This is a genomic window from Cupriavidus phytohabitans (assembly GCF_017815025.1).
Lineage (GTDB): Bacteria > Pseudomonadota > Gammaproteobacteria > Burkholderiales > Burkholderiaceae > Cupriavidus.
The window spans coordinates 181,084-199,359 of record NZ_JAGIQB010000004.1; the positions used below are offsets into that span (position 1 = coordinate 181,084).

Annotated in this window: 18 protein-coding genes; 14 read left to right on the plus strand and 4 right to left on the minus strand. The window is 66.7% G+C overall.

Annotation, left to right across the window (positions count from 1 at the left end):
- The first annotated feature begins 97 nt into the window (after positions 1-97).
- Both J8I34_RS04355 and J8I34_RS04360 read left to right on the plus strand, forming a co-directional pair.
- Entirely contained in the window at positions 98-388 is a 291-nt protein-coding gene (locus J8I34_RS04355; RefSeq protein ID WP_029047543.1) for a transposase, read from the plus strand.
- Positions 389-467: 79 nt separating this feature from the next.
- Positions 468-848, plus strand: coding sequence for a hypothetical protein (locus J8I34_RS04360; protein WP_209776445.1), 381 nt, complete (start codon positions 468-470; stop codon positions 846-848).
- A 94-nt stretch (positions 849-942) separates the two neighbouring features.
- Here J8I34_RS04360 and J8I34_RS04365 read toward each other — a convergent pair whose 3' ends face one another.
- Positions 943-1,737, minus strand: a complete 795-nt coding sequence (locus tag J8I34_RS04365; protein WP_209805412.1) for a Crp/Fnr family transcriptional regulator — start codon at positions 1,735-1,737, stop codon at positions 943-945.
- A 213-nt stretch (positions 1,738-1,950) separates the two neighbouring features.
- On the opposite strand from J8I34_RS04365, the gene J8I34_RS04370 reads away from it, so the two are divergent.
- The 3 genes from J8I34_RS04370 to J8I34_RS04380 all read left to right on the plus strand — a co-directional run bounded on the left by J8I34_RS04370 (position 1,951) and on the right by J8I34_RS04380 (position 7,616).
- The gene (locus J8I34_RS04370; protein WP_209805413.1) at positions 1,951-3,096 is read left to right on the plus strand and encodes an extracellular catalytic domain type 1 short-chain-length polyhydroxyalkanoate depolymerase; all 1,146 of its coding nucleotides are present in this window, start codon (positions 1,951-1,953) and stop codon (positions 3,094-3,096) included.
- Positions 3,097-3,308: 212 nt separating this feature from the next.
- A complete protein-coding gene (locus tag J8I34_RS04375; RefSeq protein WP_209805414.1) occupies positions 3,309-7,325 on the plus strand; it encodes a DUF748 domain-containing protein in 4,017 nt (1,338 codons plus the stop codon).
- A 93-nt stretch (positions 7,326-7,418) separates the two neighbouring features.
- On the plus strand, positions 7,419-7,616 hold the full coding sequence (locus J8I34_RS04380) for a rubredoxin (RefSeq protein ID WP_029047538.1): 198 nt from the start codon (positions 7,419-7,421) through the stop codon (positions 7,614-7,616).
- A gap of 46 nt (positions 7,617-7,662) precedes the next feature.
- On the opposite strand, the gene J8I34_RS04385 is transcribed toward J8I34_RS04380, so the two are convergent.
- Together J8I34_RS04385 and J8I34_RS04390 are read right to left on the minus strand one after the other, a co-directional pair.
- Positions 7,663-7,830 carry a hypothetical protein gene (locus tag J8I34_RS04385; RefSeq protein WP_209805415.1) on the minus strand — a complete coding sequence of 56 codons (168 nt, stop codon included), beginning with the start codon at positions 7,828-7,830 and terminating at the stop codon, positions 7,663-7,665.
- 68 nt (positions 7,831-7,898) lie between these two features.
- Positions 7,899-8,078: a hypothetical protein gene (locus J8I34_RS04390; RefSeq protein ID WP_029047537.1), complete on the minus strand. Its 180-nt coding sequence runs from the start codon at positions 8,076-8,078 to the stop codon at positions 7,899-7,901.
- Positions 8,079-8,364: 286 nt separating this feature from the next.
- Here J8I34_RS04390 and J8I34_RS04395 point away from each other — a divergent pair, with 286 nt between their 5' ends.
- The 6 genes from J8I34_RS04395 (at position 8,365) to J8I34_RS04420 (ending at position 14,061) form a co-directional block, all read left to right on the plus strand.
- Positions 8,365-8,868: a membrane protein gene (locus J8I34_RS04395; RefSeq protein ID WP_029047536.1), complete on the plus strand. Its 504-nt coding sequence runs from the start codon at positions 8,365-8,367 to the stop codon at positions 8,866-8,868.
- 313 nt (positions 8,869-9,181) lie between these two features.
- Entirely contained in the window at positions 9,182-10,519 is a 1,338-nt protein-coding gene (locus tag J8I34_RS04400; RefSeq protein WP_029047535.1) for a cytochrome c oxidase subunit II, read from the plus strand.
- A 10-nt stretch (positions 10,520-10,529) separates the two neighbouring features.
- On the plus strand, positions 10,530-12,287 hold the full coding sequence (ctaD, locus tag J8I34_RS04405) for a cytochrome c oxidase subunit I (protein ID WP_029047534.1): 1,758 nt from the start codon (positions 10,530-10,532) through the stop codon (positions 12,285-12,287).
- Positions 12,284-12,931 (plus strand): cytochrome c oxidase subunit 3 family protein, encoded by a 648-nt coding sequence (locus tag J8I34_RS04410; RefSeq protein WP_209805416.1) that lies wholly within the window; start codon positions 12,284-12,286, stop codon positions 12,929-12,931. Before ctaD ends, J8I34_RS04410 begins: the two co-directional genes overlap by 4 nt.
- A gap of 30 nt (positions 12,932-12,961) precedes the next feature.
- Complete coding sequence (locus tag J8I34_RS04415) at positions 12,962-13,666, plus strand: heme-copper oxidase subunit III family protein (protein ID WP_209805417.1); 705 nt, start codon at positions 12,962-12,964, stop codon at positions 13,664-13,666.
- A gap of 8 nt (positions 13,667-13,674) precedes the next feature.
- On the plus strand, positions 13,675-14,061 hold the full coding sequence (locus J8I34_RS04420) for a cytochrome C oxidase subunit IV family protein (protein WP_029047531.1): 387 nt from the start codon (positions 13,675-13,677) through the stop codon (positions 14,059-14,061).
- A gap of 66 nt (positions 14,062-14,127) precedes the next feature.
- Here the strand turns inward: J8I34_RS04420 and J8I34_RS04425 are convergent, their stop codons facing one another.
- Entirely contained in the window at positions 14,128-15,567 is a 1,440-nt protein-coding gene (locus J8I34_RS04425; RefSeq protein WP_029047530.1) for an NAD-dependent succinate-semialdehyde dehydrogenase, read from the minus strand.
- A gap of 469 nt (positions 15,568-16,036) precedes the next feature.
- Between J8I34_RS04425 and J8I34_RS04430 the strand changes: the two genes are divergently transcribed.
- The 3 genes from J8I34_RS04430 to J8I34_RS04440 all read left to right on the plus strand — a co-directional run bounded on the left by J8I34_RS04430 (position 16,037) and on the right by J8I34_RS04440 (position 18,243).
- On the plus strand, positions 16,037-16,441 hold the full coding sequence (locus J8I34_RS04430) for a hypothetical protein (protein ID WP_245175763.1): 405 nt from the start codon (positions 16,037-16,039) through the stop codon (positions 16,439-16,441).
- A gap of 264 nt (positions 16,442-16,705) precedes the next feature.
- Complete coding sequence (locus J8I34_RS04435) at positions 16,706-17,845, plus strand: GNAT family N-acetyltransferase (protein ID WP_209805418.1); 1,140 nt, start codon at positions 16,706-16,708, stop codon at positions 17,843-17,845.
- Positions 17,842-18,243: a hypothetical protein gene (locus tag J8I34_RS04440; RefSeq protein ID WP_209776425.1), complete on the plus strand. Its 402-nt coding sequence runs from the start codon at positions 17,842-17,844 to the stop codon at positions 18,241-18,243. Before J8I34_RS04435 ends, J8I34_RS04440 begins: the two co-directional genes overlap by 4 nt.
- Positions 18,244-18,276 lie beyond the last annotated feature (33 nt).

Consider the following 18,276-nt stretch of genomic DNA (forward strand, 5'->3'; position numbering starts at 1 on the left):
CCGTGGGCTAACGTACGCCCAGAGTCGGCACGGTTGTTGACGGCGCGGCCGGCGTTGCCTGCGCCAGCGCTGGCCCCGTTGTGGAGCGGAGAGATTCGTGAACAGACGGTATTCGGAAGAGCAGATCCGCAGCTACCTGGCCGAGGCGGCCAGCGGCGTGCCGGTGCGCGAGCTGTGCGCGCGCTATGGCTTCAGCGATGCTTCGTTTTATGGCTGGCGCGCGCGCTACGGAGACCAGAGCCAGAACGACGCCCGCGACGGGCGCAAGCTGCGCGAGCTGCAAGAGGAGAATGCGCGGCTCAAGAGTATGCTTGCGGATGCACTGCTCAAGCTCGAGCTGCTGCGCAACCGTACCGGCCGCCGCCAGGGCAGCGGCAAGGATCGCTGAAGGCGCGGCCGGTTTCCGCAACGCACGCCGCGCACCATGGCTGCCGCCATGCGCCGCGCAGGCTCCTGGAGTACTGGTTTTGAAGAAGTTCGTTTGCAAGTGCGGCCTGCTGACGGCCGCCATGGTGGCAATGTTCCCGCACGCTACCTCGTGGGCAGCGAGCCAGGCCGAAGCCGCAGCCGGCGGTACGCCGATGGTGGCGCCACCGCCGCCGCGGATGCTGGATGAAGCCACCGCCGTGGTCGAAGGCCCCGGTGGCACGTTGTCCGCATCGCAGCGTCAGCACTGCCAGGCTTTGCTGGGCCAGATCAATGCGCTGCCGAAGGGTCCCCAATGGTCCGAAGGCAAGTCGTCGGTTACCACTGCAGACGGGCGTACCTATCCGACGCTGGAGCGCCAGCCGGATCGCAAGCGCCTGGAAGAGGCGTATCGGCAGGAGTGCGCGCAGCAAAGCCGCTGAGCGACGCGCTTGCCGCGGGGCGGCCGCATACGGCTACATGCGCCCGCGGTGCATGCCTTCCACCGCTTCCCCGGCTGGTAGCGGGTCGCCGGCCCTAAGAGGCCGATCCCCGGCACATTGTCATCCCGGGCGCGAATTCCGCGCCCGGATCGCCCGCGCGCGCGGGCCGGTGCGTACAGGTTTCAAGGTCGGCATAGATCGAGGCAAGCCCTGCGGGGTCGATGATGCGCAGCCGCCGTTGGCGTACCGCGATCAGCCCGACCGACGCAAAGCGCGACAGAAGCCGCGATACCGTTTCCAGCGTCAGGCCAAGCAGGCTGGCGATATCGGTGCGCGACATCGCCAGCGTCAGCGTGCCGTCCTGCCGGCCATGGCGTCGTGCCTGCTCGCCGGCCAGGTCCAGCAGCAGCATGGCCAACCGCTGCGGCGCCTTCATCGAGCCAATGGCAACCAGCAGCACACGCTCGCGCTGCGCATTGCGGCGCATGACTTCGAGGGCGGCTTCGCGGAAGGCCGGCACCGCCATCAGCTCGTGCAGCGATTCGACCGGAACCACGCACACCACCGAGTCCTGCAGTGCGACCGCGGCGGTGCCATGCTGCGGCGCTTCATGCGGTTCCAGACCCAGCACGTCGCCGGGCAAGGAGAAGCCCGTGACCTGGCGCCAGCCTAGCGGCGATTCGTAGACCTGCTTGGCGCTGCCCGCGCGCAGCGGATAGACCGTGAGGGCCGGGCGCCCCTGGTGGAACACAAAGTCGCCGGCGCGCACCGCCTGGCGCTCCGGATGCAAGCGAAAAACAGCGTCGGCGCGCGTGCCACCTGTCTCGGCAACGCCACAGATGGCATGGAACAGGCAAAGCGAACAGGCGGGGGCGCCGTGATCCGGCATGGCAGTTTGAGGCGAAGGGAATGGACGAGCCAGTATAAGACGCCGCTATCGCCGGCCAACTTGCTGCGTTCTGCATTCTTTCGTATCTGGTGTTCAATATTTTCGCCATGCCAGGGCAAAAACCGGACACAAAAAGACGAGTGGCGGGTGTGATATGCTGCAACGCACAACAAAGGCAAAGGGGGAGATTCCGTCATATGAGCAGGAGTCCTCATGACCAAGAGCCTAGCCGCTGACTGGCAAGCACAACTCCGGCGCCTGAGCCGGGTGCAGGCCCGAACTGAAACGCGGGTGAAGTCCTGGCTGGAACGCTTCGACTCACTGAATCCGCTGACACCGTCACGTCCGCAGGATGTGCCGTCCCGGCCGCCCCGTCCGGCCGTTGTGCCCGCGACGCCGCCCACGACGCCGCCCTGGTCGCCCAGGTCGGCCAGGGCGGCCTGGGCGGCCATTACGCCGGACGAACTGCCCGGCACATGGCAGGCACACCGGCTGCGCCTGGCGGCGCTGCCCGGAGAGCTGGTGCCGCAGCTGTCCTATCACCTCTATATCCCGTCCAAGCGCCATCGCGCCCCCCTGCCGGTGGTGGTGCTGCTACATGGTTGTCGGCAGACGCCCGACGCCATCAGCGCCGGCACGCGCATGAATGCGCTGGCCGAACAGGAAGGCTTTATCGTCGCTTACCCGCAACAGCCGCTGCGGCGACAGGTCCAGCGCTGCTGGCAGTGGTTCGACCTGAGCGCCGCCGAAGGCGGGCGCGAGGCGCATGCCGTGTCGGCGCTGCTTGATGCGCTGGCCGCGCGCCAGGACGTGCGCGAGCGAGAGATCTACATCGCCGGCATGTCCGCCGGCGCGGCCATGGCCGCGGTGGTGGCGCTGCGCTACCCTGGCAAGGTGGCGGCGGTGGCCATGCATTCGGGTGTCGTGATTGGCGCTGCCAATACGCCGCGCTCCGGCCTGTACGCCATGCGGCACGGCGCCACGGCCGAGCCGGCGTGGCTGCTCGACGCCGCCGGTGTCACGCCAGGCGGCCCCGCGATGCCGGCGCTGGTGATCCACGGGCTTGCCGACGATGCGGTGCACCCGGTCAATGGCAGGCTGCTGGCGCGCCAGTTCCTCGCCTACAACGGTCTGGAGGACCGGCTTGCCGCGACGCCGGATCCGGCGCCTGCCGAAGAACCGGGCCGCTGCCGCGAATACCGCTTCGGCCGCTGGAGCCGCGACCTGGTCGCGCTGGTTGAGGTGGAAGGGCTGGACCACGCCTGGAGCGGCGGCGATGCCAGTTACGGCTTCCACAGCGACATCGGTCCCGATGCCAGCGCGATGATGTGGGATTTCCTGCGGCAGCACCGGCGCTGAGCCGTGGCCGCGTGCATGAAATAAGGGGAGGGCAACTGCCCTCCCTTCCTAAGGCCGCAAAGATAACAGCTCGGCAATTTTGGCGTTGACTGCGCAATTCCGATGTCTTTGCTTTGTCTGAAACCGTTGCCATAATGTCGACGAAAAAGTGAAATCCGGGGCACAAACAAGCGTGCAGCGCCGGAGTGCGGGGTCAGATCTTCTGGGACGACATGGAATTCAAGCAATCCATTCAGGCAGTGGCCGCTACGCCGCGCGGCCGGCTGGTGACCCGCATTGCCGGCGGCGTGGTTGCCGCGCTTGCGGTGTTTGGGCTGGCGGGCTATTTTGGCGGACCGCCGCTGCTCAAATACCTGATCGAAAAGAACGCGACCGAAGCGCTCGGGCGCAAGGTCACGCTGGGCAAGGCGCACGTGCGGCCGTTCGAGCTGGCCGCCACGCTGTCTGACCTGACGATCTACGAGCGCGACGGCAAGACGCCCGCGCTGACGCTGGGCGAAGCCGAGGCCAATACTTCGCTGGCATCGCTGTGGCACCTGGCCCCGGTGGTGGACAACCTGCATGTCGACCGCCTTGCCGTGCGCGTGGCGCGCGGTGCCGACGGCCGCATGAGCTTTGCCGATGTCCAGGAAAAGTTCGCGGCACTGCCGCCCAAGCCGGCCGATGCCGAGCCGGCGCGCTTCTCGGTCAACAATATTGCCGTGACCGGCAGCAGCTTCAGCTATGACGACAAGCGGCTCGACACCAGCATGCGCGTCGACCACCTGACGCTGACGCTGCCGTTCCTGTCCAACCTGCCGCATGACGTCGAGATCGTGACGCGGCCGACGCTGAGCGCCCTGGTCAATGGCACGCCGGTGGCGCTCGACGGCGAGGTGCTGCCTTTCGCCGATTCGCGCCAGACCCGGCTCAATGTGAACCTCGACGGGCTCGACGTGACGCGCTTCATGGCCTTCGCGCCGCCGCTGCGCGATGCCGAGGTCAAGTCCGGCAAGCTCGATACGCGCCTGACGGTGGCGTTCCGCCAGCAGAAGGACACGCAGGAAATGCTGCTGATGGGCACCGCCGCGCTGCGCGATGCCGATATCCGCTCGCGCGCGGGCCAGCCGCTGCTGAAGAGCGGCCGGCTGGCGCTGGACATCGCCCGGATCGAGCCGCTGGCGCGTCGGGTCCAGTTGCGCAGCGTGGAAATCGAAGGGCTGGGGGTGCAGGCCGTGCGGCGCACCGACGGTACGCTGAACCTGGCGACGGCGTTCCTGCCGCAGGTGGCAAGCAAGTCGACCGACGGCGTGGCGCCGGCTCCGGCCCCGGCGGCGTCTGCGCCCGCCGCGCCTTCCTCCGCTTCTTCCGCGCAAGCCGCAGCGGCCGGCCCCGCGCCCAAGGATCAGCCCTGGCGCTACGCGGTCGACCGCATCGTGGTGAAGCAGGCCAACGTCGGGTTTGAGGATGCGCTGGCGCCGTCGGGCCCGGGCATGCTGGCGCTCGGCCCGCTCGACGCGGAGGTAAAGGGCTTTGCCGGCACCGAAGGCGACAAGCCGGCGCATATCGATGCCACCCTGACCGTGGCCGACGGCCAGACCCTGCGCCATACCGGTGACCTGTTGCTGCGCGACGGCACTCTGGCCGGCACGCTCGAGACCACGGGGCTGCGGCCGCAGGGTTTCGCCGCGTGGTGGCCGCGCGAGCTGCGCAGCCAGTTCGGCGAGACCGCGGTCAATGCCGAACTGCACTACCGCATGTCGTGGGCGGCGCCGCAGTTCCAGTTCGTACTGGAAAAGTCCCGGGTGGAACTGGCGCCGCTCTATGTCGCCACGCGCGACCCAGTGGTGATGCCGGCCACGCCCGCCGCCACCGCCGACACCGCCAAGGACGCGTCGACACAGGCTCCGCAGCGCGCCAGCCGCCGTGCGCGCGAGCGCGCCGAGGCCGACCGAGCGGGCGCCAACCTGCCGCTGCTGCGCGCCGAGAAGCTGGTGCTCGACGATATCCAGCTCGACCTCGCGCGGCAGACGTTCGCGACCAGCCAGGTGACGCTGGCGCAGCCGCAGATCGCGGCCACGCGTGACCACCGCGGGGAACTGCTCGAAATGGCACGGATGTGGGCCAGCGAATCGGCCCAGCAGGCTCGCGCCACGCCGCGCAAGGCACCCGCCGCCGCGAATGCCGCGAATGCCCCGAACGCCGCGAACGCCGCGAATGCCGCGAACAGGACCAATGGCAAGAACGGCAGTGCCGCCGCAGGTGTCTGGCAAGCCAGGATCGGCAAGATCGCCATCGACGGCGGCAGCGCGCGCGTGGCCGACTACCAGCCGGCCGAGGCCAACCGCGGCCGCCCGGTGGTCCACCAGTTCCGCAATATCGCGCTCAGCACCGGCGCCATTGCGTGGCCGCTGACACCGGCGGCGGTGCCGGTCAAGCTGCATGCCGAATCCGGCCGCCGCGGCGTGATCGGCATCGATGGCACCATATTGCCCGCCATGCCGGCCAGCCGCCTGCAGCTGGACCTGCGCCAGGTGGAAGTGGGGCCGCTGCAGCCGTACCTGGCCGACCGCTTCAATGCGGCGCTGCGCAGAGGCACGCTGACCGTCAAGGGCAAGCTCGATGTCGATGCCCCCACCGGCAAGCCGATCGCCGCGCACTTTGCCGGCAACGTGCTGGCCGGCAACGTGCGCACGGTCGACCGCGTCAGCGGCGACGATTTCCTGCGCTGGCGCTCGCTCGCGGTGTCGGGCATCGACTTCGCGATGGACGAGAGCAAGGGGCCGATGCGCGTCAGCCTGGGCAATATCGCGCTGTCCGATTTCTACGCGCGCGTGATCCTTAACGCCAACGGCCGCCTGAACCTGCAGGACGTGATGGCCGGCGGCGCGGCCAAGGGCGAGGCTGCGCCGTCCACCAGCCTGACGCAGGCCAATCCGGCCTCGGCGCCGGCAACGCCCCCGGTGCGGGCCGGCGACACCCGCACCGCGCAGGTCGAGCAGAAGCCGGGCGGGCCCAAGCCGCAGATCCGCATCGGTGGTGTGTCGGTGAGCCAGGGCAACGTCAATTTCTCGGATTTCTTCGTCAAGCCGAACTACACCGCCAACCTCACCGGCATGAAAGGCTCGGTGTCCAAGGTCTCGTCGGCCGATCCCGCGCCTGCCGACCTGGTGCTCGACGGCCGTATCGACGACGACGCGCCGGTCACCATCAGCGGCAAGATCAATCCGCTGGGCGAGCAGCTGTTCCTGGACATCGCCGCCAAGGCATCGGGGGTCGAGCTGACGCGGCTGACGCCGTACGCGGCCAAGTACGCAGGCTACCCGATCACCAAGGGCAAGCTGACCGTCGACGTCGCGTACAAGATCGAGAACGGCAAGCTGGATGCACGCAATCACCTGTTCCTCGACCAGCTCACCTTCGGCGAGCGCGTCGACAGCCCGGACGCGACCAAGCTGCCGGTGCTGCTGGCGGTGTCGCTGCTGAAGGACCGCAACGGCGTGATCGACGTGAACCTGCCCGTCTCCGGCTCGCTGTCGGACCCGGAGTTCAGCATCGGCGGCGTGATCGTGCGCGTGATCGTCAACCTGCTGACCAAGGCGCTCACGTCGCCATTCTCGCTGATCGCCTCGGCCTTCGGCGGCGGTGGCGGCGAAGAACTCGGCTATGTCGAGTTCGCGCCCGGCACGTCGACGCTGACGCCGGCGGCGAAGGACAAGATCGGAAAGCTCGGCCAGGCACTGAACGACCGGCCTTCGCTGCGGCTGGAAATCAGCGGCCGCATCGACCCGGCGACCGACGAGGCCGGTGCGCGCCGCGCGTGGCTGGATGCGCGCGTGGCCGAACAGAAGCGGCGCGACCTGCGCAACAGCGCGCAGGCTGGCGCCGAGGCCGGCGCTGACGAATCGGGCGAGCAGGGCGCCGAGATCAAGGTGTCGAAGCAGGAATACCCGAAGTACCTGGAAGAGGTCTACAAGCGCACCTCGATGAAGAAGCCGCGCAATTTTGTCGGCTTTGCCAAGACTCTGCCGCCTGAGGAGATGGAGAAGCTGTTGATGGCCAACGCCACGGTCACCGAAGCCGACCTGAAGCGTCTTGCCGAGCAGCGCGCGCTGGTGGTCAAGCAGTCGCTGGAGCGCGACGGCAAGGTGCCGGAGAGCCGGCTGTTCCTGACCGCGCCCAAGCTCACGGCCGAGGGCATCAAGGACAAGGGGGCGCCTAACCGGGTGGACTTCTCGATCCGCCAGTAGCCCGGTGGCCGGCGGCGCCCGTCACGGTGACGCCGGCAAAAGACGGTATGATTCGGCCCGGACAATCCGTTACGACCGAATCAGGAGTGAGTTTTGCAGCAGGATCAACTTGAAGCCGCCGTCGCCTACAAGACCTGGGTGTGCGTGATCTGTGGCTGGGTGTACGACGAGGAACAAGGCTGGCCCGAAGACGGCATCGCCCCCGGCACGCGCTGGGAAGACATCCCTGACGACTGGCGCTGCCCGGAATGCGACGTCGGCAAGGGCGAGTTCGCGATGATCGAGTTATAACCCGGGTTGTAACGCAAGCGGCGCTTGGCAGCGCCGACGTGCAGCACTAGCCATGCCGCCGCAATGGCGGCCTGCATAGCGTGGCGCGCTGCCGTTGCGGGGCGCAGCGCCGGTAGCGCATCCGGTATGGGTGGCTGCTGCAGCGCCAGAGCGCCGCCAGAACGGTAATGAACAGCAGCGCCGCCATGATGGCGGCAAGCAGGCCGATCGACATGGCGGCCCTCCTTCTCGCGGATGCAGCGAAACGCCGGGCCGGCCCATCTGGCCGGACTCAGGCCGGGCTCAGATCAGCATCGGCAGTGCTTCCAGCACCAGCACCGCAACCAGCGCGCCGATCAGCGCCCCCATGGTCCGGCAACTGATACGCAGGTACTTGGCGGTCACCGGGATCGAACCCATGGCGATCACGCCCACCAGCGCCATCGGAATCAGGAATACAAGATCATGCGCGGTGAAGTGCATGGCGGTCTCCTGTCTCTCTTTTGTGATTCCAGTATAGGCAGTGTGTGCTGCGCGCAAGGCAGCGCGCATCGGGATTGTCCCGTAGTGCGCACAGCAGGCGCGCCCCGCGGGTATCGGCGCCGGCACATTCCGCGCCGCGGGCGTTGCGCCACGCACGCAGCGGAAGTGTTTTTTGCCGTACCAGCAGTCTCATGGGAGGCGCGTGTCCTATGCTGATCAGAGACGCGGGGCCCGATCCCATCCATGTCGAAGGCCCCGCCGATTCGAGAGAGAGACGGAGGTGGCTATGGAACTTCACATGCGATCGCACCACTACGTGCGGCGCCAGCCAGACTGGACCGCGGCAGCGGTGTCGGGGCTGGCCGCGGGCGCGCTGCTGCTGGTGCTGGAACTGTTCTGGTCGTCGATGGTGTCGGGCGTCAATCCGTGGGTGGCCACGCGCATGATCGCGGCGATCGTGATGGGCCCGGACGAGTTGCAGACGGCGCTGTTCAGCGTCGGCACCGTGGCGGCGGCACTGGTGATCCACTTCGTGCTGGGCGCGGTGCTGGGCATGATCCTGGCGGCGATCATCGCGCCGTTCACGCTGGACTCGAGCCTTGGCATGGCAATGCTGGCCGGCGCCGTGTTCGGGCTGGTTGTCTACTTCTTCAACTTCTATGTGATGACGCGTGCGTTCCCGTGGTTTGTCGAGGTGCGCGGCTGGCATACGTTCATCGGCCACGTGATCTTCGGCTTGACTGCGGCGGCGTGCTACTGGAAGCTGGAAAGCAAGGACGTGTCCCACTGAGGTGATGCGCTTAGCCGCGGCGCTCAGCGGCCGAATCAGGACCTTTTTTAACCCGGGGATCGTGCCCGAACGGCACGGCAAGACGCATGCTCGTTTATCAGCGCGCTTTGGCCACTACACGGGTCTGCGCGCGACCACGGCGGCGGCATGGAACCGAGGGTTCCTGCCGCCGCTTTTTCTCGGCGGATCGCTTGTGCATGGCCGCACGCATCAGGTCGTCATGTCGCCTTGCAGTGACCTGACGGCATGCACTAGTCTTATCTAACCTGCGTGACTTCCGCATCCCTCGCCGCGCGCGAGGAGGAGGGTGGTTATGGCGTTGGCCATTGCACTCGTCGTCATCGTCGTCGCTTCGGTGCTCTTCCATTTCCTGAGCCCGTGGTGGGCGACCCCGCTGGCGTCCAACTGGAAGCAGATGGACGACACGCTGACCATTACCCTCGTCATCACCGGGATATTTTTCGTCGTCATCAACCTCTTCCTCGGCTACATCATCTGGCGCTACCGGCACAATGCGCCGCATCCCAATGGCGGCACCGGCCACCGCGCCGCCTACGAGCCTGAAAACCGCAAGCTCGAGTGGTGGCTGATCGGGGGCACTACCCTTGGCGTGGTGGCGTTGCTGGCGCCGGGCCTGCTCGTCTACGCCGACTATGTGCGCCCGCCGCGCGAGGCGATGGTGCTGGAGGTGGTTGGCCAGCAATGGTCGTGGGCGTTTCGCTTTCCCGGCAAGAGCGGCGAGCTGGGTGCCTCCGACCCGCGCTTCATCACCGGTTCCAATCCGCTGGGCCTTGACCCGGACGACCCGCGCGGACAGGACAACATTGTCATCGTGGGGCCCGAGGTACACCTGCCGCTGAACAAGCCGGTGAAAGTGCTGCTGCGCTCCAAGGACGTGCTGCATGACTTCTACGTGCCGCAGTTCCGCGCGCGCATGAACATGGTGCCGGGCATGGTGACGTCGTTCTGGTTCACGCCGACGCAAACGGGACGCTTTGAAATCCTGTGCGCGCAGCTGTGCGGCGTGGGGCACTACAACATGCGCGGCATCGTGGTGGTGGATGAACCCGCCGCGTACGAAGCCTGGCTGGCGAAGCAGCAGACCTTTGCCATGGCCCTGGCGAAGGCGGCGGCCCCGCCGGCGGCCATGGCCGCTGCAGCGCCGGGCGCCGCCGGCGACGCCGGCATGGTGGAAAAGGGCCGCGCGCTGGCGCAAAGCAAGGGCTGCACCGCGTGCCACAGCATCGACGGCAATCCCAGCGTGGGCCCGACGTGGAAGGGCCTGTACGGCAAGACCGAAACCTTTGCCGACGGCAGCAGCGCGGCGGTCGACGATGCCTTCCTGCACAAGGAGATCAACGACCCGCACGCGCGCCTGGTGAAGGGCTTCGGCCCGGTGATGCCCAAGCTGCCGATGAGCGAGGACGAGACCGCTGCGCTGATCGCATATATCAAGTCGGCAGGGACCGGCGCGCCTGCACCGGAGGCCGCGGCGCCAGGCGCGCCCGCTGCCGCCACCAGCGCCGCCACGACCGCAACAGCCGGCACGGCCGCGCCCGCGCCAGCCCCTGGCGCTGCCTCGGGCACCTATACGACCTCGACCGCGGTGGCCGTGCCACCCGGCGCGGCGCCCGCGCCGCCACGCAAGTGAGGAGACCCGCATGGCTTACGCCGACGATGCCGCCCATCACGCGCCGCAGAGCTTCTGGACCCGCTACGTCTGGAGCCAGGACCACAAGGTGATCGCCGTGCAGTACACCATCGTGGCGATCGTGGTCGGGCTGGTGGGCGTGGCGTTGTCCAACCTGATGCGGATGCAGCTGGGTTTCCCGGGGCGCTTCGAGTTTATCGACGTCAACCGCTATTACCAGTTCGTCACCATGCACGGCATGATCATGGTGATCTACCTGCTGACGGCGCTGTTCCTCGGCGGCTTCGGCAACTACCTGATCCCGCTGATGGTGGGGGCGCGGGACATGGTGTTCCCCTTCCTCAACATGCTCAGCTTCTGGGTCTACCTGCTGTCGGTGATCGTGCTGCTGGCCAGCTTCTTCGTGCCGGGCGGGCCCACCGGTGCGGGCTGGACGCTGTACCCGCCGCAGGCCATCCTGCCCGGCACCCCGGGGCATGACTGGGGCATCATCCTGATGCTGGTGTCGCTGGCGATCTTCATCGTCGCGGCGACGATGGGCGGCCTGAACTACGTCACCACCGTGCTGCAGGCACGCACCGAGGGCATGACGCTGCTGCGCATGCCGCTGTCGGTGTGGGGCATCTTCATGGCCACCATCCTGGCGTTGCTGGCGTTCCCGGCGCTGTTCGTGTCCGCGGTGATGATGCTGCTGGACAAGACCCTGGGCACCAGCTTCTTCATGCCCGCGATGGTGTCGATGGGGCAGCAGCTCACCTACAAGGGCGGCAGCCCGCTGCTGTTCCAGCACCTGTTCTGGTTCTTCGGCCACCCCGAGGTGTATATCGTCGCGCTGCCGGCCTTCGGCATCGTCTCCGACCTGGTCAGCGTGCATGCGCGCAAGAGCATCTTCGGCTATCGCACCATGGTGTGGGCGATCCTGGCGATCGGCGTGCTGTCGGTGGTGGTGTGGGCGCACCATATGTTCGTCAGCGGCATGAACCCCTACTTCGGCTTCTTCTTTGCCACCACCACGCTGATCATCGCCGTGCCCACGGCGATCAAGGTCTATAACTGGGTCATCACGCTATGGCGCGGCGACATCCATTTCTCTGTGCCGATGCTGTTCGCGATCGCGTTTATCAGCACCTTTGTCATCGGCGGGCTGACCGGACTGTTCCTGGGCAATGTCAGCGTGGATATCCCGCTGTCGAACACGTATTTCGTGGTGGCGCACTTCCACATGGTGATGGGCGTGTCGCCGATCCTGGTGGTGTTCGGCGGCATCTACCACTGGTATCCCAAGGTGACGGGCCGCATGCTCGACGACACCATGGGCCGCGTGCATTTCTGGATCACCTTCATCGGCACCTACGCCATCTTCTTCCCGATGCACTATCTCGGGGTGCTGGGCATGCCGCGGCGCTACTACGCGTGGGAGAACTACGCCTTCATCCCCGAGTCCGCGCATGTGATGAACATGTACATCTCGGTGGCGGCGTTCGTGGTCGCCACGGCGCAGCTGCTCTTTGTCTATAACCTGGTGTGGAGCCTGCGCCGTGGCCAGAAGGCCGACGGCAACCCGTGGCGCGCGGCCTCGCTGGAGTGGCAGACGCCGCAGACGCCGCCCGTGCACGGCAACTGGGGCCCGCACCTGCCGGTGGTGTACCGCTGGGCCTACGCCTACAGCGTGCCGGGCGCGCGCGAGGACTTCATCGCGCAGAACGCGCCGCCCGAAGAAGGCGGATCGGAGCCTGAACCCCACGCCAGCCGCGGAGCCGTAGCATGAACGCCGACGCCGTCTACAAGGTCAGCCGCGACGACTTCGGCGGCAATCCCTCCGGCGAGAATGCCGCGCACCGCCACCCGCAGCGGCGGTCGCCGGCAAGCATCGGCCTGTGGGTGTTCATGGGCGTGGTCACGTCGCTGTTCGCGCTGTTCCTGACCGCCTATGCGCTGCGCATGGACAGCCCGGACTGGCACCGCATCGCGCTGCCGTGGCAGGTATGGCTGTCGACGGCGCTGCTGGCCGCGGGCAGCGTGGCGATGGAGGTGGCGTCGCGCGCGGCGCGCCGCGGCAGCATGGGAGTGGGGCGGCTGGCGCTGCGGCTGGGCGGCCTGGGCGCTGCCGCCTTTGTGGTCTCGCAGCTGTGGGCCTGGCAGGCGCTGGGCGCGATGCAGGTCATGCCTGCCGGCAATCCGGCAGGCAGCTTCTTCTACCTGCTGACCGCCATGCATGGCCTGCACGTGCTGGGTGGCCTGGCAGGGTGGGGCTTCGCGGTGGCAGCGCGCGGCAGCGGCGACCGCGCCGCGCTGCGCATGCGGCTGTGCGCGCGCTACTGGCATTTCCTGCTCGCCGTGTGGGCGGTGTTGCTGGCAGCGCTGGGCTGGCTCACGCCCGAGCTGGTGCGCTATCTCTGCGGCACGGCCTAGGGCGCGCACGCAGAAGAGGAGGAGAGCGGCATGTCAACGCAACTGTCTTCACCCTCGGCCACGCCGCCCGCGGCACCGCCGCCGTCGGGCGGGCTGCGCGGCCTGCTGGCGGACTGGTCCTCGGACCAGCAGGCCTTCAAGGTGTCGTGGGGCAAGACCATGATGTGGATCTTCCTGCTGTCCGACACCTTTGTATTCAGCTGCTTCCTGACCGGCTATATGTCGGTGCGCATGGCGACCACAGTGCCGTGGCCGAATCCCAGCGAGGTATTCGCGCTGCACGTGGGCGGCGCCGATATCCCGCTGCTGCTGATCGCCATCATGACCTTCGTTCTGATCACCAGCAGCGGCACCATGGCGATGGCCGTCAACTTTGCCTACCGGCGCGCGCGCCGGGAATGCGCGCTGCTGATCCTGGTGACGGCGTTGTTCGGCATGCTCTTCGTCGGCATGCAGGCATTCGAATGGACCAAGCTGATCGTCGACGAGGGCGTGCGCCCCTGGAGCAACCCGATGGGCGCGGCGCAGTTCGGCTCGACCTTCTTCATGATCACCGGCTTCCACGGGCTGCACGTGTCGTGCGGCGTGATCTACCTGCTGGTGGTCGCCACGCGCGTGCTGCGCGGGCGCTACGAAGCCACCGGCAACTACCAGATCGTCGAGATCGCCGGGTTGTACTGGCACTTCGTTGACCTGGTCTGGGTGTTTATCTTTGCGTTGTTCTATCTCTGGTGAGGGCTGCCATGGCATCGACTCCCGCATCCCCCGCAACCCCAACGACGCCCACGCCGCCGGCCGCGCACGAGCCCGAGCATGCCGGCGCGCATAGCGGCCAGCAGCATCCCATCGGGCTGTACCTGAAGATCTGGCTGTTGCTGTTCGTGCTGTCGACGCTGTCCTACCTGGTCGACTATTTCCATGTCACCGGATACCTGCGCTGGACGCTGATCCTGGTGTTCATGGCGTTGAAGGCGGGGCTGATCGTGGCGGTGTTCATGCATATGGCATGGGAACGCATGGCGCTGATCTGCGCCATCCTGGTCCCGCCGCTGTGCCTGCTGATACTGGTCTGGCTGATGGCGGAAGAAGCGAACTATACGTTCCTGACGCGCGGCATCTTCTTCCGCTGACGGGGAGGGCGCCGCCGGCTCCGGGAGGGGCCGGCGGCAGGCCGCCTCAGCCGCTGGCCACCGGCTTCAGACCTGGGTGATGAACTTGGTCACCAGGTAGCCATCGAACGTCTCCAGGCCACCCTCGCTGCCGATGCCAGAGTCCTTGATGCCGCCGAATGGCGTTTCGGCCAGCGCCATGCCGAAGTGGTTGATGTTGACCATGCCCGCTTCCAGCCCGTTGGAAACTTCCGTCGCGGTCTTGAGCGAGTTGGTGAATACATACGAGGCCAGGCCGAAGGGCAGGCTGTTGGCGCGGCGCAGCACTTCGGCGGTGTCCTTGAAGCGCGTGACCGGCGCAACCGGGCCGAACGGCTCGTCGGTCATCAGGCGCGAATCGTCGGGCAGGTCGGTCACCACGGTCGGCGCGAAGAAATAGCCTTTGTCGTTGCCGAGGGCGCTGATGCGCGAGCCGCCGGCCACCACCTTGCCGCCGCGCTGGCTGGCATCGTCCAGGAACTGCTCCATCGACAGCACGCGGCGCTCATGCGCCAGCGGGCCCATCTGGGTGCCGTCGTCCAGGCCGTTGCCGACCTTGATCGAGCCGATCACCTCGGTGAAGCGCGCCAGGAACTTGTCATAGGCCTTTTCCTGGACGTAGAAGCGCGTCGGCGACACGCACACCTGGCCGGCATTGCGCAGCTTGAAGCGCGCCAGCATCTCGGCGGCGGGCTCGATGTCGGCGTCGTCGAACACCAGCACCGGCGAATGGCCGCCCAGCTCCATGGTCACGCGCTTCATGTGCGCGCCGGCCAGCGCGGCCAGCTGCTTGCCCACCGGCACCGAGCCGGTAAAGGAGATCTTGCGCACGATCGGCGATTCGATCAGGTAGGTCGAGACTTCGCCGGGGACGCCCCAGACGATGTTCAGCACCCCAGGCGGCAGGCCGGCATCATGGAACAGCTGGGCCAGCGCCACCACTGCGCTGGGCGAGTCCTCCGGACCCTTCAGGATCAGCGTGCAGCCCGCGCCCACCGCGGCGACGATCTTGCGGATCGCCTGGTTGAACGGGAAGTTCCACGGCGTGAACGCGGCGCAGACCCCGATCGGCTCGCGCACGACGATCTGCCGCACATTGGGCTGGCGCGGCGGGATCACGCGGCCGTAGATGCGGCGGCATTCCTCGGCGTGCCAGTCGGCATGCTCGGCGCAGACCATGATTTCGCCGATGGCTTCGGCCAGCGGCTTGCCCTGGTCCAGCGTGATATTGCGGCCGATGTCCTTGGCGCGCTCGCGGGCCAGCTCGCCCACGCGGCGCAGGATCTTGCCACGCTCCAGCGGCGAGGACTTCTTCCAGCTTTCGAACGCGCGCTGCGCGGCGGCGAGCGCGCGGTCCAGGTCGGCGCGCGTCGCGTGCGGCAGCTTGCCCAGCACTTCCTCGGTGGCCGGGTTGATGACGTCCTGCTCGCGCCTGTCGCCTCCCTTGATAAATTCACCGTCGATATAGAGGGCGAGATCCTGGTACATGCGTGTTCTCCTTGGTGGCGTTCGTTGGGCGAAGGGCAAGGCCGCAGCCGCGGGCATGCGGAAAATCCCGCGGCCGCGGCCGTCAGCGAAAACGCAAGCTTACCGCGACTACGGCGATCATGCAGTGGGGGCTGGAAACCGACAAACATGACCCTACCTCCTCGAAGGTACCGCGACTGAGAGCGCGCGCGTACGCCGGTACGCGGCGTTTGCTGCCGGACTGACTTGCGGGAGAGAAAACTGCCGGGCGGCGCACGCAGCCTCTATGGGGCCGATCCGTGAGGCGCCAGCAAGGCGCATCGCCTACGGGAGGCGCCGGCCCGCGCCGACTATGCTGCGGCGACCGTCGCACCGGAATAACTCATTCAGGTAGAAATGCAGGGCTGCGCCCCGTTGTCGTCCGCACACGCCTCAGGGGGCGTCTGCGCCATGTCATCGCGATATCGCTGGTCCATGTGCGGTTGACCACATGGACGTGAACCCCCCGGTGCCGCGCGCTGTAGAATTTCCCGGACCCATATCCACAAACTGTCTTTACGTGCGCACCATCCGGCTTCTTCTGCTGATCCTGACGCTGGCCTTCCTGCCTCTCCAAGGCTGGGCGAACGCGGTCGCGCACATCGTGTCGGCGGATGCCACGGCCAAGGCCGCCGAGGCCGAGTTTGCAGAGCGCGACGACGCCGGCCATCCCATGCCACCTTCCGAAGCCGCGGAGCCGTCGGAGCAGACCGGCTCCGATCCTGTCGAGCAGCTGTTATCGCCCTCCCCGCTAGTTCTCGCGGCCTGTGCAGGTAGTGCCAGCCGGCCGCAATACGCCGGCGGGCCACTGCCCGGTCCTGACCTGCCACGCCTGCCGCGTCCTCCACGCGGCTGATCCGCACCGTGAGCGGTGTGCGCGATCACGTTCTGCGTCCTGGCAAGAATGATCGTGGCCTAGTTCTCGCGCCGGCGTGAGTGGTGCCCTCGATGTGGGTGCCGCCGAGTTGGTGGCCTCGTCCACGTGAACGGCACTACTTTCCGCTCATTCCAGTCATTCACCTATCGAAAGCGCGTCGCGGCGCCTCGGTCCGCAGGCTGATGCTAGCGAGACCAATGCCCCGGCGCTGAGCGCATTGGCACGTCTGATATGGAATCATCAATGCAATCGATCCTGCTTCAACCAGACACGCCAGCGTGGCGGGAAACGCTGGCACGCTGTCACCACGACTGCCATCACACGCCAGGCTGGTACGTCGCAGCAGAGCGCAGTGAGCGTGGCAGCGCGGCTGCTGTCCATGTCACCGATGGATCCTGCGACTTGCTGGTTCCGATCGTGCGCCGGCCGCTCGCCAATGACAGTTGGGACGCCACCTCGGCCTACGGTTACGGAGGACCGGTAGTGAGCCACGGCGCACCGGCCGGGTTCGCCGACGAGGCACTTGGCGCCGCGCTGGCGCTGCTGCGCCGTGAAGGCTGCGTGTCGTGGTTTATCCGCATGCACCCATTGCTAAATGCGGACTGGCAGAGCCGCTTCGGGGTGGTGGTCGAGCAAGGGTCCACCGTCTCGATCGACCTCACGAAGAGCCCGGAGCGGCTGTGGCAGGAAACCCAGGCGCGCCACAAGCGTGGCATTAACCGCGCCCGCCGCGCTGGCGTCACTGCACGGCTAGACACTGACTGCGCAATGCTGCCGCGGTTTATCCGGCTCTACAACGAAACCATGAGGCGGTTAAATGCGTCGGCGTATTACTTCTTCGACGCGCAATACTATGGGACCCTGGTGCGATCCCTCGGCAGCGACCTGCTGCTGTTCGTGGCCGAAGAGGACGGCGACGTCATCGGCGGGGCATTGTTCACCGTGTCGCGCGAGTCGGGCATCATGCAATACCACCTCGCAGGCTGGGACTGGGAATACCGTCATCTCCAGCCGTCAAAGACGGTCATCCATGCTGCGCGCGAATGGGGCCAGCTTAACCGCATGAAGTGCCTGCACCTGGGCGGCGGGCTGGGTTCTGCGAACGATTCTCTGCATGAATTCAAGCTAGGTTTCTCGCCCGACACGCATGTGTACAGGACGCAGCGCGTGGTAGTGGATCCTGAGTGCTATGTGGCACTGTCCGGCGGAGACAAATCCACGCTGGATGAACTGGACGGCTACTTCCCGGCGTACCGGCGCCCCGGGGGCCGTTTCGGGCCCGCGCTGCCGTCGACACTTGTGGCGAAACCATCCTGCCAGACGAAGCCTGAAGCAAGCGATGGCGGCAGGGGCTATGCAGGTTGCATATTTGAAGTGGCGTGATTGCCGGCTTCGGCGGGAAGCTGATCGCTGGTGCGGCGGAACGTGATTGCGTCGGCGACTTTGCCATACCACGCCACCTGCTGACGCTTGCTGAAAGCGATTCGAAAGATCAACCTGTCATCCTGCAATCGCTGGCACTCCCTCCCAGCACACGCGCCGGCACACGCAAGCGCGTCTTGACGGCCGCGTCTTGCCCGGATGCAAGCGCGCGCCGTCTTCTTCGCCAGGCTCAAAGCTCCCAATTCCGCCTGCGCCGACAAGCCTTTCTCACATCAGAATTAATGCGAGTCAATACATCACGTCATGATGTATTGACTCGCGCACCATCCATCAAAAACCCCTTGTTTCAAGGCCTGTTGGTAAATACCCGTAAGCCAGGACAAATGAAAGCCCCCTGAAAGATCACCTCTTTAAGGTTCGATCCAACCGTC

Bases quoted from the DNA above. Each gene is read 5' to 3' on its own strand.
- J8I34_RS04365 (WP_209805412.1), bottom strand. From the start codon at position 1,737: ATGCCGGATCACGGCGCCCCCGCCTGTTCGCTTTGCCTGTTCCATGCC.
- J8I34_RS04370 (WP_209805413.1), top strand. From the start codon at position 1,951: ATGACCAAGAGCCTAGCCGCTGACTGGCAAGCACAACTCCGGCGCCTG.
- J8I34_RS04375 (WP_209805414.1), top strand. From the start codon at position 3,309: ATGGAATTCAAGCAATCCATTCAGGCAGTGGCCGCTACGCCGCGCGGC.
- J8I34_RS04385 (WP_209805415.1), bottom strand. From the start codon at position 7,830: ATGTCGATCGGCCTGCTTGCCGCCATCATGGCGGCGCTGCTGTTCATT.
- J8I34_RS04390 (WP_029047537.1), bottom strand. From the start codon at position 8,078: ATGCACTTCACCGCGCATGATCTTGTATTCCTGATTCCGATGGCGCTG.
- J8I34_RS04395 (WP_029047536.1), top strand. From the start codon at position 8,365: ATGGAACTTCACATGCGATCGCACCACTACGTGCGGCGCCAGCCAGAC.
- J8I34_RS04400 (WP_029047535.1), top strand. From the start codon at position 9,182: ATGGCGTTGGCCATTGCACTCGTCGTCATCGTCGTCGCTTCGGTGCTC.
- ctaD (WP_029047534.1), top strand. From the start codon at position 10,530: ATGGCTTACGCCGACGATGCCGCCCATCACGCGCCGCAGAGCTTCTGG.
- J8I34_RS04410 (WP_209805416.1), top strand. From the start codon at position 12,284: ATGAACGCCGACGCCGTCTACAAGGTCAGCCGCGACGACTTCGGCGGC.
- J8I34_RS04415 (WP_209805417.1), top strand. From the start codon at position 12,962: ATGTCAACGCAACTGTCTTCACCCTCGGCCACGCCGCCCGCGGCACCG.
- J8I34_RS04420 (WP_029047531.1), top strand. From the start codon at position 13,675: ATGGCATCGACTCCCGCATCCCCCGCAACCCCAACGACGCCCACGCCG.
- J8I34_RS04425 (WP_029047530.1), bottom strand. From the start codon at position 15,567: ATGTACCAGGATCTCGCCCTCTATATCGACGGTGAATTTATCAAGGGA.
- J8I34_RS04430 (WP_245175763.1), top strand. From the start codon at position 16,037: ATGGACGTGAACCCCCCGGTGCCGCGCGCTGTAGAATTTCCCGGACCC.
- J8I34_RS04435 (WP_209805418.1), top strand. From the start codon at position 16,706: ATGCAATCGATCCTGCTTCAACCAGACACGCCAGCGTGGCGGGAAACG.